At 55.7% G+C, this 12,826-nt stretch carries 12 protein-coding genes and 1 pseudogene; 5 read left to right on the top strand and 8 right to left on the bottom strand.

Annotation, left to right across the window (positions count from 1 at the left end; translation table 11 throughout):
* Positions 1–9 precede the first annotated feature (9 nt).
* Positions 10–2,043 (top strand): TonB-dependent receptor family protein, encoded by a 2,034-nt coding sequence (locus NTD86_RS08810; RefSeq protein WP_262201813.1) that lies wholly within the window; start codon positions 10–12, stop codon positions 2,041–2,043.
* 88 nt (positions 2,044–2,131) lie between these two features.
* Here NTD86_RS08810 and NTD86_RS08805 read toward each other — a convergent pair whose 3' ends face one another.
* A complete protein-coding gene (locus NTD86_RS08805) occupies positions 2,132–3,082 on the bottom strand; it encodes a DUF979 domain-containing protein (protein ID WP_262201812.1) in 951 nt (316 codons plus the stop codon).
* Positions 3,079–3,804: a DUF969 domain-containing protein gene (locus tag NTD86_RS08800; protein ID WP_262201811.1), complete on the bottom strand. Its 726-nt coding sequence runs from the start codon at positions 3,802–3,804 to the stop codon at positions 3,079–3,081. The genes NTD86_RS08805 and NTD86_RS08800 overlap by 4 nt, the downstream gene beginning before the upstream one ends.
* Positions 3,805–4,091: 287 nt before the next feature.
* Here NTD86_RS08800 and NTD86_RS08795 point away from each other — a divergent pair, with 287 nt between their 5' ends.
* Entirely contained in the window at positions 4,092–5,012 is a 921-nt protein-coding gene (locus tag NTD86_RS08795) for a LysR family transcriptional regulator (RefSeq protein WP_262201810.1), read from the top strand.
* 357 nt (positions 5,013–5,369) lie between these two features.
* On the opposite strand, the gene NTD86_RS08790 is transcribed toward NTD86_RS08795, so the two are convergent.
* Together NTD86_RS08790 and NTD86_RS08785 are read right to left on the bottom strand one after the other, a co-directional pair.
* Positions 5,370–6,674, bottom strand: coding sequence for a sensor histidine kinase (locus NTD86_RS08790; protein WP_262201809.1), 1,305 nt, complete (start codon positions 6,672–6,674; stop codon positions 5,370–5,372).
* Positions 6,671–7,411, bottom strand: coding sequence for a response regulator (locus NTD86_RS08785; RefSeq protein ID WP_262201808.1), 741 nt, complete (start codon positions 7,409–7,411; stop codon positions 6,671–6,673). Before NTD86_RS08785 ends, NTD86_RS08790 begins: the two co-directional genes overlap by 4 nt.
* Before the next feature lie 306 nt (positions 7,412–7,717).
* On the opposite strand from NTD86_RS08785, the gene NTD86_RS08780 reads away from it, so the two are divergent.
* Positions 7,718–7,981, top strand: a complete 264-nt coding sequence (locus NTD86_RS08780) for a DUF2790 domain-containing protein (RefSeq protein WP_262201807.1) — start codon at positions 7,718–7,720, stop codon at positions 7,979–7,981.
* A gap of 111 nt (positions 7,982–8,092) precedes the next feature.
* Positions 8,093–8,533: pseudogene (locus tag NTD86_RS08775) on the top strand (thioredoxin family protein); the annotation flags it as partial.
* 159 nt (positions 8,534–8,692) lie between these two features.
* Here NTD86_RS08775 and ppnN read toward each other — a convergent pair.
* The 3 genes from ppnN to csrA form a co-directional block, all read right to left on the bottom strand.
* Positions 8,693–10,066 (bottom strand): nucleotide 5'-monophosphate nucleosidase PpnN, encoded by a 1,374-nt coding sequence (ppnN, locus tag NTD86_RS08770; RefSeq protein WP_262201806.1) that lies wholly within the window; start codon positions 10,064–10,066, stop codon positions 8,693–8,695.
* A 384-nt stretch (positions 10,067–10,450) separates the two neighbouring features.
* Positions 10,451–10,987, bottom strand: coding sequence for a DUF1269 domain-containing protein (locus tag NTD86_RS08765; protein WP_262201805.1), 537 nt, complete (start codon positions 10,985–10,987; stop codon positions 10,451–10,453).
* Between the two features lie 282 nt (positions 10,988–11,269).
* A complete protein-coding gene (gene csrA / locus NTD86_RS08760) occupies positions 11,270–11,464 on the bottom strand; it encodes a carbon storage regulator CsrA (RefSeq protein ID WP_262201804.1) in 195 nt (64 codons plus the stop codon).
* A gap of 252 nt (positions 11,465–11,716) precedes the next feature.
* Here csrA and NTD86_RS08755 point away from each other — a divergent pair, with 252 nt between their 5' ends.
* Positions 11,717–12,073, top strand: a complete 357-nt coding sequence (locus NTD86_RS08755; RefSeq protein ID WP_262201803.1) for an SPOR domain-containing protein — start codon at positions 11,717–11,719, stop codon at positions 12,071–12,073.
* A gap of 189 nt (positions 12,074–12,262) precedes the next feature.
* Here the strand turns inward: NTD86_RS08755 and NTD86_RS08750 are convergent, their stop codons facing one another.
* The gene (locus tag NTD86_RS08750; protein WP_262201802.1) at positions 12,263–12,547 is read right to left on the bottom strand and encodes a helix-turn-helix domain-containing protein; all 285 of its coding nucleotides are present in this window, start codon (positions 12,545–12,547) and stop codon (positions 12,263–12,265) included.
* Between the last annotated feature and the right edge of the window lie 279 nt (positions 12,548–12,826).

Below are 12,826 nucleotides of genomic sequence, written 5' to 3'. Positions count from 1 at the left end.
ATTCTCCTGATGCTGGTTCAAGCCACAGCGGTTGCTGACGAGGCAAAAGATCCCACGCTGGCTACGGTAGTAGTAACCGGAGCCGAGGCCAGCGAGGCGCAAAAGTCGCAAAAGGAATTGAAGAAAGTGGCGGGCAATACCGCCGTGGTCGACAACCGCGACATTGAACGCGGGCGGGCGGCCAACGCCGAGGACGTGCTGGCTTTGCAGCCGGGTGTCTTTGCCCAGGCCACCAGTGGTTCAAGTGCCAACAAGATTTCCATTCGCGGTTCGGGGCTCAACACGTTCTATCAAGGCTATGTGCTGGGTATTAAGTTCCTTTTTGATGGACTGCCCCTGACCGGCCCCGGTGGTACCCAGGAAGACATGCTCGACATGCAGGCGGTGGATCACACCGATGTGCTGTACGGCGCCAACGCTTACCTTTATTCCGCCTTGTCACTGGGTGGCGCGATTAACTTTGTGAGCAAAACCGGGCGCACTGATCCAGGCAATTACGCGCGCTTCGAGGCGGGTAGTTACGGCTATCAAAAAGAACAACTCAGCACCGGCGGGGTCGTCGGGGCTGCCGATTACTACGTCAGTGTGCTGCACAACCAGCGCGACGGTTATCAGGATCACACGTCCAACAATGGCCAGGGGCTGGTGGCCAACTTTGGTTATGTGTTCAACCCTCAGTTGGAGACGCGCTTCTTTGTGCGGTATCGCGAAGAAAACCTGATTCAGGGCAACACGCTGACCAAATACCAGCTCAAGCACGACCCCACCAGCAATACCGTACCCATTGGCCGCAAGAAGGACGGTTCGACCTTGCTGGGCAGCAAGACCACCTACACCTTTGACGACAATGCCAAGCTGGAAGTAGGCCTGGGCTATAACGATTACCCACTGTTGAACGGCTGGCGCTACAGCCCGACGCCGCAAGACTGGCGATCCAAAGACATCAACCTGACCCTGCGTTATCTGCGCACCGGCGATACCTTCCTGGGGTTGCCCAGCGACAGTAGCGTGACGTTCAGCAATACCCAGTCGTATTTGGCTGACGTGAAATCCCATAGCCAGACGACGGGGGCCACGCTGCAAAAAACCGATTACACCGGGTCGCGCGATACGGTGTTTTCGTTAGGTAACGAGCTGCAACTGAATGATAAAACCTGGCTGTCCAGTGGTCTTTCGCTGATCAATGTCAAACGTAAGGCCGATATAAAATTCACCACTGGCGTCAATACCAGCACCTTCCCCAATGGTGTCGAATACACCGAAACCGATTTGGCCCCGCGCCTCGGTTTGCGCTATCAGTTGACCCCGGAATTCGAGCTGTTCGGTAACGTCAGCCGCTCGGTCGATCCACCCGTCACCTGGCAGTTGGGCAGCACCGGAACGCCCTACATTCGCGACGTTCGTCCGCAAAAGGCCAATACCGTTGAGTTCGGGATTCGCGGCGGGCATGGCATCTTTGATGGCAGCCTGACCGTGTATCGGTCGTGGGTTCAGAAGGAGTTGCTTTCGGTGGTGGTGCGTCAGGCCACTGCAACTCAAGACCAACTGGTCGCCACCTCCAATGGCAGCCCGACGATTCACCAAGGCATTGAAGCCGGCCTCAACGCGCTGCTCTGGGAAGGCAAGAACGGCGACACCCTGTCGTTGCGCCAGGCCTACACCTTGAACGACTTCTATTACCGGCACGACTCAACCTTCGGCGACAACCAACTGCCGGGGTTGCCGCGGCAGGTGTATCAGGCTGAGTTGCAATACCGGCAAGCGGGGGGCTTCTACGCACAACTTAATGCGCGTGCTGCTTCCAGCTATTACGTCGACTTCGCCAACACTTTGAGTGCACCGTCCTACACCATTTGGGGCGCGAAAGTCGGTTACGAAGCCCCGAGTAAAAAATGGGAAGTGTTTGTCGATGCCCGTAACTTGACCAACCAGCGTTATGCCACGGCCACCAACACCGCGTATGACGCCAAAGGGCAGGACTCTGCCAACTTCTATCCGGGTGATCCGTTAAACGTCACGACCGGGGTATCTTTCCACTTCTGATCGTGCTTCTCATAGAAGTTGACGAGGCTCGAAGGCTGCGATTTTTAAAGATCAAAAGATCGCAGCTTTCGGCAACTCCGCAATCCCCCTACATCAGTCCATATAGCAGCACGATGTTGACCACGAGCATCATCAGTGCGGTGGGTATTTGTGCCTTGATCACGGCGTATTTGTCCGGCAGATCAAGTAACGCCACCGGCACGATGTTGTAGTTGGCGGCCATAGGCGTCATCAGCGTGCCGCAGTAACCTGAAAACATCCCGATTGCCGCCATAAGCGCCGGATTTGCGCCATACATCCCCACCAGTACGGGTATTCCGACACCGCCGGTCATCACCGGAAAGGCGGCAAAACCATTGCCCATGATGACGGTAAAGAGCGCCATGCCCAACACGTAGACCACCACGGCTACCAGGCGAAAATCCATATTGATAGAGGCTGTGGTGACGTGAGCCACGGCGTTGCCAACCCCGGCGTCGTTAAACAGCAGGCCGAGCATGGCGAGCATTTGTGGCAGCACCATGGTCCAGCCGAGTGCCTCAGTCAGGCGCCGCGATTCTCGCAAGGCCTGTACGGGCGAGTCGCGCGTCAATAGGCAAGCCAGCACTAAAGCCACGATGCAACCCAGGCCAAGGGAGACAAAGGTGGTGTTTTTCGGGTCCAGCAACGGTACGCCACCAATTTCCACGTGTTTGAGCAGCACTGAACCGATAACGGTAACCAGCGGAATCGACAAGGCGGGTATGAAGAGCGTGTGGCCCAGACGACCGGCGCTCGCCCGCGCCGCTTTCACATGCAGTTCAGCGTGGGCGCCACGGCCGACACCACCAATGCCGGCGATCACGGCCATGATCAGTACGCCAACACCGATGACAAACGGTGACAACCGGTCACCGATCAGAAACACCAGAGCGAAAATCGTCCAGAAGATACCGCTGGTCCAGCGCTTGGGGTGGCTTCGGTCACTCAGGATCATGCCCGCGGTAATCAACAGCAGGACACCGGCCAGCCAGTAAAAATACTCGATCGAAATAATCATCCTGCCACCTGCTTCGCCATGTCAGCCTGGGCGACTTCGGTCAGGCTGCGGGACAGCATCAGGTCAAAGCGATAGAGGCGCAGTGCATGCACGACAAAGGCACAGATCGCGGTCGGTATTCCCCAGAAAGCAATGTGCAGCGGTTCGACATCAAGCCCGGCGCCCAGCAGAAAGGTGTGCATCAGGGCAATGGCGCCGAAGGCGACGAACACGTCCTCACCAAAAAACAGGCCCACGTTATCAGTGGCAGCACACATGGCCAGCACCTTATGCCGCACGGCATCCGGCAGTTTGCCGTACTTGTTTTCGGCTGCCCCTTCGGCCATCGGTGCCAGCAGCGGGCGTACCATTTGCGGATGGCCGCCAAGGCTGGTCAAGCCCACGGCAGCAGTGGTTTCGCGGACAAACAGGTACATGATCAGCAAGCGCCCGACGGTGGCGCGTTGAAAACCCGCGATCCAGTTCTGTGCATGCAGGCGCAAGCCATGACGTTCGAGCAGTCCGATCACGGCCAGAGGCAGCAACAGGATGAGTTGCAGGGCGCGAGTCTGCAAAAAACCTTCACCCATTTCGCTGATGATTTTTTCCAGCGGAAAATGAGCCGCAAGGCCGGTAACGATAGCTGCAGCGCTTACGACTAACAGGGGGTTAAAGCGCAGTACAAATCCAAGGACGATGACCAGAACGCCGATCAGTGGCCACAGGTTTACGATGGTTTGCATGAGGGGGAATCTCTTGCTGGTTGCTGCAACGCCAGGGCAGGCTGGTGTGAGCAAAGCGAAAGCGGTCAGGTGCACTTTCGAAAATTCGGTTCGCTGCCGGACTCAGCGTGTTTTTTTATAATGAATGGCAGCTATGTTTGGCGCCTTTGCGGTGGGCGTCCAGTCAATAAAATTTGTCACGGCTGAACAAAAAAAGTTATGTCTATCATCGAATTAAGGCCACTGGCCTGTATCTGCGACATGGGTTTAAAGTAGGAGCCTCGTTTAGGCCGGGCGAGCACACCAATATGAATATCCGATTCCTTCAGACATTTGTCTGGGTCGCACGGCTGGGAAGTTTCCGCCTGACGGCGGAGAAACTTTCAACCACGCAGGCGGCGGTTTCCAGTCGCATCTCTGTGCTCGAAAGTGAGCTGGGAGTGCAATTGTTTCAGCGCGATCCGCGTGGTGTGAGCCTCACCCGTGAAGGGCAGAAAGTGCTCGGCTATGCCGAACAAATGCTCGCGACCCAGCAGCGTTTGTTGCAGGCACTCGGCCAGACGGACAGCTTTTCCGGTCGTTTGCGGATCGGGGTCATGGACACGGTGATTCACAGTTGGCTCAGCGAATTGATCAGCGCCGTGAGCCGCGATTACCCCCAGGTTGAAGTCGAGCTGACGGCCGATACTGCGCTGAACCTCAATGAACAGTTGCTCAAGGGGCATCTGGATCTGGTTTTTCAGACTGATCTGGTTCGTGCTGATGGTGTGCGTAATGTGCAATTGGCCAGTTACCCGCTTTACTGGGTAGTGGCCAAAGGAAGCCTGCTCGATCGTGACTATGAAAGCTTGGCGGATCTGTGTCGGGAGCGTTTGCTGACGTTTTCCCGGTTGTCTCGTCCACATCAGGACATGCTCAATTTTCTGCATCAGCAGGGTATCGCTGCGCCGAAAGTCAGCTGTATCAACTCGGTGGCAGCGATCATCAAACTGGTAACTGACGGCTTTGGTGTCGGGGCCTTGCCACCGGTTTTGGTTGGGCGTGAACTGACGAGCGGAGCGCTGGTTGCCTTGCCGATGCAAGCGCCGCCGGGGTTTGCTGTATTTGCCAGTTGGCGCGTCGGCGCGGGCCTGGAATTGAACGAAGCGGTGGTTCATCTGTGCCAGCAAGTGGTTGCGGATTATCAGCGCAGCGTCATGAGCGGCCAATTTGTATTACCTGGCAACTGATCCGTATTATTTCGCCATATCTGCGTCTGTTATGAGTGCAGATCTAGGCGCACACTTTCATCCAACCTCTCGAGACAGGCAAGAACGCGAGACCTGTGCAGTACTCGCCGCTTGCCGCCCGAAGTTCTGCACCTGTTTTATTACGTAGGTTTGACGGGGAAATGTGATGGGTAAGATGGCGTGGTTTTTAGGCGGTTTTTTGATACTGACCATCGGTATTGGTATTTTGGCGACCATTCCGCCGGGTTGATCAGTGGTTTCCACCCAGATGCGGGCATACCTGTGTTGCCCGCTCTGCCGTGCTTTACACCGTTGTTTGACGCTGGTGGGGTAGTCAACCAGGCCCCTTGAGTCAGATTAATGAGCGGGTAATATCAGTTCTGCGCACAATCCCCCCCCTTCGCGGTTGCTCAAGCTCAATGAGCCACCCAGTGCGATTGCCAATTGCTGGGCAATCGCCAGTCCAAGCCCGGTCCCACCGGTATCGCGATTGCGCGAACTTTCTACCCGGTAAAACGGCTTTAACACTTCATTGAGCTCATCGGCCGATATGCCCGGCCCACGATCCATCACTTTGATCGAAACATGGCTGCTGGCTTGCTCGCTCACCTGCAGTTCGGCTGCGCCAGAAAACTTCAAGGCATTGTCGATCAGATTGATCAGTACTCGGCGCAAGGCATGCGGGCGTGTTTCGATCGGGGAGCCGTGGCTGCCGCTGAGATTGACCTCTTTGCCAACGTCTTGATAGTCGAACACGATGCTGTCGACGAATGCATCCAGATCTAGCCGGCAGTTGGCTTCAGTGGAGCCGTGTACGCTGCGGGCGTAGGCCACGCCTTCACGTACCAGATGCTCCATTTCCCCGAGGTCATTGAGCAATTTGTCGCGCTCGGCTGAGTCGTCCATGAATTCGGCGCGCAACTTCATGCGCGTGATCGGGGTTTGCAAGTCGTGCGAGATGGCAGCCAGAATTTGCATGCGTTCTTTGAGGTAGTCGGCAATGCGTTGCTGCATGGCATTAAACGCCACAGCGGCATGTGCGACTTCGGTGGGGCCGGTTTCATCCAGATGCTGGATACGAGCATTGGGGTCCAGGCTTTCTACCGCACGTGATAGCCGGCTCAGTGGGCGTATCGCCAGCCTCACGGCCATCCACGTGCAGCCCAGCAGCAGAGCCAGTTGCAGTACCAGCACCACGGGTAGCCATAGCGCCACGGGGATGTCTTCGGGACGAACGTCGATGGTTATCGGGCTTCCGTCGGCCAGTTGCAAGAACACCTGATAGTGCGGCCGCACGCCGGGGATCTCGGCAAACGTCAAGTCGTAATGCTTGCCGAGGGTGGCCTGAATCGAGTTGGCCGACATCGGAGGGTCTTTGCTGTCCATGGGCACGCCGCTGTCACCTTTGCCCAACATGTATTGATAATGCGCGCGGTCCAGGCGGCTCAGCCAGGCCTGGCGTTCTGCGGCGGGCAGGCGATCAAGGATGGCGATGGAAGTGGAAATGTCGTTTTCCATGTTGTTGAGCATGGTCGAGCGAGCGCTCACAAAGCGCTCGTAGAACTGCGCGCTGAACGACAGACCGTTGGCCAGCAGCAGGCTGACCAGAAAAATCAGTGACAGTTGTGACGCCAGTGTCTTTGGCCAACGCAGCCTTTTCATGTCGATGCACCGAGGATTTTCACCGGTAGTGAGAACACATAACCCTCACTGCGCACGGTTTTGATACAGGCCGGTTCGCGGGCGTCATCGAGCAGGCGTTGGCGCAGGCGGCTAACCAGCAGGTCGATGGAGCGATCAAACAGATCTGCATCACGGCCCTGGGTCAGATTGAGCAGTTGATCGCGGCTCAGTACCCGTTGGGGGTGGTCCAGAAACACGCGCAGCAAGCGGTATTCGGCGCCACTGAGGGCAACCATGGTGTCATCCTGGTCGAGCAGGTGGCGAGCGCTGGTATCCAGCCGCCAGCGACCGAACGCCAGCAGGCTGCCGCTTTCGGTGACCTGAAGATTGGGTGGCAACATCCGCGTTCGCCGCAATACGGCATTGATTCGAGCCAATAATTCGCGTGCTCCGAAGGGTTTGACCAGATAGTCGTCGGCGCCCATTTCGAGGCCGATAATCCGGTCGGTTTCGTCACTGCGGGCTGTCAGCATCAATACAGGCGTGGATTTGTGCTTGCCGGCGCGTAATTCGCGGCACAGCAACAACCCGTCATCGCCGGGCATCATGATGTCCAGCACAATCAGGTCAACCGGTGTGCTTTCCAGAAAACTTCGCATTTGCCTGCCATCCGCGACGACGGTAGTGCGCAGGCCATTTTTTTTCAGGTAATTGCCCACCAGTTCGCGGATTTCACGATCATCGTCAACGATCAGGATGTGATCGACATGCTCCATGGCTTTGCTCTCTCGCTATTGGTTGGTGATGCGCATCATAGCCAGCGCGCATTCCCTTGCCTGCAGGCCTTTGTATTGCAGTGTATCTAAGGTTTTACAGATACATGCTGAGGCAAAAATCTTCTGGCCGCCCATGGGCCTCATGGGACGGCTGTGTATCGCTGTGTATCTGCAGGGCCTCTTGATACGCAAAGAGTCATCGGGCTGTGTTCTCGACACATTTGTGATACCTGGCGGGCTTTGAATAGGCCCCATCGAGATCCAAAGCCTCGATGACTCTTATCTAAAGCCTGTGAGGACGTGATCATGAACATTAAAGCTACCTGTGCTGCTGGCGTGTTTGCCGCATTGAGCCTGTTTACCCTGGCTGCTCAGGCCGAGGAAGCGCCTGTCGCGCAAAACTATACCTATGGCACGCACCTGGACATCAAAAAGGTATTGGCCATCAATGAAGACCCTGGCACCGACTGCCAAGTGGTCAAATCACACATGACTTACCTGGACTCCAAGGGCCAAACCCAGCACCTCAACTATTTGAAAGTGTCGCAAACTTGCAACGAGGGGGGCTAGTCGATGGCTCGCGGTTTGACCGGAGCAGGCAGGGTTGTGCGCTGGCTGTTGCTGACGGGGGCTTTCATGGCCGCGAGTGGTGGCTCGTTCGCGGCCCAGCACGGCGATACCCCAATGCCGTCATTGTCCGGTGCAGTTCAATGGCTCAATTCGCCAGAGCTGACGCGCGAGTCGCTGCGCGGCAAAGTGGTGTTGGTGGATTTCTGGACTTATGACTGCATTAACTGCCAGCGCAGTCTGCCGTATGTCAACGCGTGGGCAAATAAGTACGCGAAAGAAGGGTTGGTAGTCATTGGTGTGCACACACCTGAGTATGACTATGAGCGAGTTATCGACAACGTACGCCAACAGGTTAAACAGTTGGGGATCGAATATCCGGTGGCGATCGACAATGACAATGTGATCTGGCGAGCGTTTGATAATCAGTATTGGCCTGCTCACTATTTTGTTGACGCAAAGGGGCAGGTCCGGGCGAGCCATTTTGGTGAAGGCATGTATCAGCAGCAGGAGCAGTTCATTCAGCGTTTGCTTGCCGAGAGCCATGAACAGTGATGAGGGGCGTGAGTGGCAGGCGAGCCTTCACGTGAAAACTTTTCGTCCGGCCGCTGGCCAACGCCAGTGGGGTTTCGTGGCGATCGCCATACACCCTCCAGCGTACGTTCGCGTTTCGTCGCGGCTGCAATGAAACGCGAACAAGCCTAAGGCAGAGCGTTAACTGACAACGCGATAGCAGGGGACGTAGGCGGCACCGCCAGGCAGTTTCATGCGGTGTTGTTCGACGAACGCATGCAGCAGTTTATCCAGCGGTTTCATGATCGCGGTGTCACCGTGAATTTCATACGGGCCGTGTTGTTCGATCAGGTGAATACCCTTTTCTTTCACGTTGCCCGCAACGATCCCGGAGAACGCCTGACGCAAATTGATGGCCAGCTCATGAGGCGGGAGGTCGCTGCGCAACTGCAGGTTGGCCATGTTGGCATGGGTCGGATCGAACGGACGCTGGAACCCTTCATCGATCTTCAGCAACCAGTTGAAGTGGAATGCGTCATTGCGCTCGCGGCGGAACTGCTTCACCTCTTTGAGCCCCGCAGTCATCTGGCGGGCCACTTCTGGCGGGTTGTCGATGATGATCTGGTAGTGGTTCTGCGCCGCTTCGCCCAAGGTGGCGCCGACAAACTCGTGCAGTTGTTGCAGGTAAGGTTCGGCCTCTTTGGGGCCGGTGAGAATGACCGGGAAGGGCACATCCTTGTTGTCCGGGTGCATCAGGATCCCGAGCAGATACAGGAACTCTTCGGCCGTGCCGGCGCCGCCCGGGAAGATGATGATGCCGTGGCCAACACGTACAAACGCCTCAAGGCGTTTCTCGATGTCGGGCAGGATCACCAGCTCGTTGACGATCGGGTTGGGCGCTTCGGCGGCAATAATGCCCGGCTCCGTGAGCCCCAGGTAGCGCCCGCCCACCAAGCGTTGCTTGGCATGGGAAATGGTCGCGCCCTTCATTGGGCCTTTCATCACGCCAGGGCCGCAGCCGGTGCAGATGTCCAGGCTGCGCAGGCCCAATTCATGGCCGACCTTTTTGGTGTATTTGTATTCTTCGGTGTTAATCGAGTGGCCGCCCCAGCACACCACGATTTTAGGGTCGACTCCCGGGCGCAGGGTGCGGGCATTGCGCAGAAAATGAAACACGTAGTCGGTGATGCCGGCAGAACTGCTCAAATCAACACGCGGGCTTTCAAGGCCGCTTTGGGTATAGACGATATCGCGCAGGGCGCTGAACAGCATCTCACGGGTGCTGGCGATCATTTCGCCGTCGACAAAGGCATCGGCCGGGGCATTGATCAACTCCAGGCGCACACCACGGTCTTGCTGGTGAATCCGGACTTCGAAATCCTTGTAGGCTTCAAGAATGGTTTTGGCGTTATCGACGTGAGCACCGGTATTGAGGATCGCCAGTACACATTGGCGGAACAGGGTGTAACTGCTACCTGAGCCAACTTCGCTCAGTTGTTGTACTTCACGTTGCGAGAGCGTCTCCAGGCTGCCTTTTGGGCTGACCGAAGCATTGATGACTTGTCTTTGAACCATTGTGGGCTTCCTGTGAGCGGGATCAAAAAAGGCGTGGCGCAGCTTTATGAGTTCATATCAGCACGTCGCATTGGCCGAGCGAGAGGTCCCAACTCTTACGTCTTTGGATTCATTGGATTTAAGCATAGTCGTCTCTGCGCAGGCGTGACGCAGAGTCCACTGGGTAGCGTTGGTTACAGTAACACCGCAAACGCATAAGGACAGGGGCTGACCCATTTTGCTGAGCGATGGAGAGCGATGAGGGTTGTCTTGAACACACACTCGATCATTCGCCCAAGGCATGATTTATGGCGGGTAATGGCAAGCATTGTTGCGTGCTTGCGGGGTTTCGACTGCCCGATGCGGGCAGTCGAAAATTCAGCACGTTGCTGGCGTGTTCAACGCTCAAGCGCCAGGGTTAGCCTGCACGTGATGGGACAGCGCTTCCTGAAGCTTTTTCTCTTGCTCAGGGGACAGGGAAGTACGAAGAACCTTGCCCTCGAAGCCTGCCTTTTGCAGCTCTTCCAGGACTCTCTCCGGTTGGTATTTGCGCAGTAGCACAAACAGGGCAGAAGAGTTGTCCGGAATGGTGTCACCCAGGTTTTTGATGAATTTGTCGTCGATCCCGTAATCGCTCAACGAGCCCGACAGTGCACCGGCGCCGGCGCCCAGAGCACCACCAATGGCAAAACCTGCCAGTGGGTTGAGGAACAGCAAACCAACCAGAGCACCCCACAGCCCGCCAGTCACCAGGCCCGAGGTGGCGCCAATGGCCGTCAGGTTGACGCTTTGCTTGATATGGAGTTTGCCTTCGGCGTTGCGCACGACAATGACCGAATCCTCCAGCTCAACCAAATACTCTTTGCTTAAAGAAACCAGTTCGGTGAGCGCGCGATCGGCCGTTTCTTTGTCTGAAAATCCCACTACGATTAGATCGGACATGTCTTTCATTCCTTGACAATACAGGTCCAGCCCACGAGGGCTGATATTAGGAGGAGTCTCTCAAGTCGCCATGAAGATCGGCGCCTTGGCCCGCAGTGATTCAGAGGGTATGAGTCTTCTGCGAGGATTGAGCGTGGTCGCAAACCTTAATATGGTCAAGTCAGCAGCGCATAACAGTCAGCAATCATGGACATGACGGCAGAAAAAATCGGTGCATTTCAATCGTGGAGGGCTGGCAGGGCAGCCCTGACACTTCACTCCAAGGGCTGATACCTCGGAGTTTTAAGACTGGTTGCCTTTGTCTGATGCATTCAGGCCGGCCTGGATGCGTTGATAAATTTCTTCACGGTGCACCGCGACGTTTTTAGGCGCGTTGATCCCGATTCTGACCTGTTGGCCGCTGACTCCTAAAATAGTGATCGTAATATCGTCACCGATGTTTATGCTTTCACCGACTTTGCGGGTGAGTATCAGCATTTTTTTCTCCTTGATGGCTTTGTAAGGCACGTCTCTGAGACGGTGCGGCTTCGGTCATGGCTACAGAATACTGCTAAGTGCATAGAAATGCGCCGCTCATTACAGACGTCATAGCCAGAGGTAAAATTCCCCGGACGAGGGAAACTCATGCCTATGAGTCTTAGATAGGGGCGGATTTGATTTGTTCAAGGAGAGCAAAGGCCGCTGCCCCAGTGATAAAATCGACCCATCCATACAGATAGGGGAAACGCAGTGCGTAAAGTCATCATGATGACAGCTATATTGGCCTTGACGGCTTGCGGTCAGGAGTCTAACGATAAAATCGAGCGGGCTAAAGCGGCTTCTCAATCTACGGTGGTCCAAGTCCCCGTTGCTCACTGGGCGCTGGAGCTCACCGAGGGTCAGAGAGCGACCATCACGGACACCACTGGCAGGCTTCTGGATAATGGTTTCGTACCCTACATTCTGGAAAAAGACGGTGTGCAACATTTCTTGATCGGGCCTTACGCGACCGAGGCTCAAGCCAAGGACGTGCAGGAGCAGATCAAGCGCAAACCCAAGCTCGAAGGCATTGAAACCGACGTGATAGAGCTGCCACCTTCGCCTTGATCGATTAACGATAGCCACGGATTCAAGCGTAGTGCTCAACGGGCACTACGCGAATGTTCTCATCTTTTTTTTTGCGCGGGCCCGACGCTGCCGGTTGCAGCGAAAGCAGGGCTACATCCATACGATGCTAGATGGCACGCGTATCAAGCACCTGCTGCCAGCACTCAGAACATGCAAGTTGTTCAGCGTTTAGAAAGGTGTAACAAGGCCCAGGGCTGTTGCTTTGATCAAGGCTGCGCTTCGGGTTGAAACACCAAATTTAAGACGAATATTGCTGAAATGAAAGTTGACCCCCGACTCCGTGCATTTGAGGATCAGCGCAATTTCCCAGGAGGTTTTGCCCTGAGCTCCCCATGCGAGCACTTCCTTTTCTTTAGGGGTAAGTTTGATCGCGCAAATAAGACTTTCTTTGACGTCACCGTTAGAGAGGGGGGGCGCAGATTGTCCGTTGGTCGCTGATTGGGCCTGATGCATGGCATGTCGCTCCCATAGATCAAAAACGTAAGTGGGATGTAGGAAAACTCTCTCTGAAAAGAGGCGTTTTCCGTCGGTTTTTTCTTGGCCTTGGGCTTATTTATAAACCGTTCTGCGGTGTTTGGAACCTGTCATAAATGACAGTCCGAGCACATTTTCGATGACTGACTTTCACGCGAGCGGCCTCATTGTTTCGCGCTTTGACAGACCTCTTTATCCAGCACTAACGCTTGATTGAGGCGGGCAGAAGGCGCAACTTTTACCCAGGCAACTATCGAC

Source organism: Pseudomonas sp. 7P_10.2_Bac1 (genome assembly GCF_025465935.1).
In the GTDB taxonomy this organism is placed as follows: domain Bacteria; phylum Pseudomonadota; class Gammaproteobacteria; order Pseudomonadales; family Pseudomonadaceae; genus Aquipseudomonas.
Note: the sequence above shows the minus strand (reverse complement) of the source record. Positions and strands in the feature narration are given on the sequence as shown.

Bases quoted from the DNA above. Each gene is read 5' to 3' on its own strand.
- csrA (WP_262201804.1), bottom strand. From the start codon at position 11,464: ATGCTGATACTCACCCGCAAAGTCGGTGAAAGCATAAACATCGGTGAC.
- NTD86_RS08750 (WP_262201802.1), bottom strand. From the start codon at position 12,547: ATGCATCAGGCCCAATCAGCGACCAACGGACAATCTGCGCCCCCCCTC.
- NTD86_RS08810 (WP_262201813.1), top strand. From the start codon at position 10: ATGCTGGTTCAAGCCACAGCGGTTGCTGACGAGGCAAAAGATCCCACG.
- NTD86_RS08785 (WP_262201808.1), bottom strand. From the start codon at position 7,411: ATGGAGCATGTCGATCACATCCTGATCGTTGACGATGATCGTGAAATC.
- NTD86_RS08800 (WP_262201811.1), bottom strand. From the start codon at position 3,804: ATGCAAACCATCGTAAACCTGTGGCCACTGATCGGCGTTCTGGTCATC.
- NTD86_RS08780 (WP_262201807.1), top strand. From the start codon at position 7,718: ATGAACATTAAAGCTACCTGTGCTGCTGGCGTGTTTGCCGCATTGAGC.
- NTD86_RS08790 (WP_262201809.1), bottom strand. From the start codon at position 6,674: ATGAAAAGGCTGCGTTGGCCAAAGACACTGGCGTCACAACTGTCACTG.
- NTD86_RS08765 (WP_262201805.1), bottom strand. From the start codon at position 10,987: ATGTCCGATCTAATCGTAGTGGGATTTTCAGACAAAGAAACGGCCGAT.
- NTD86_RS08805 (WP_262201812.1), bottom strand. From the start codon at position 3,082: ATGATTATTTCGATCGAGTATTTTTACTGGCTGGCCGGTGTCCTGCTG.
- NTD86_RS08795 (WP_262201810.1), top strand. From the start codon at position 4,092: ATGAATATCCGATTCCTTCAGACATTTGTCTGGGTCGCACGGCTGGGA.
- ppnN (WP_262201806.1), bottom strand. From the start codon at position 10,066: ATGGTTCAAAGACAAGTCATCAATGCTTCGGTCAGCCCAAAAGGCAGC.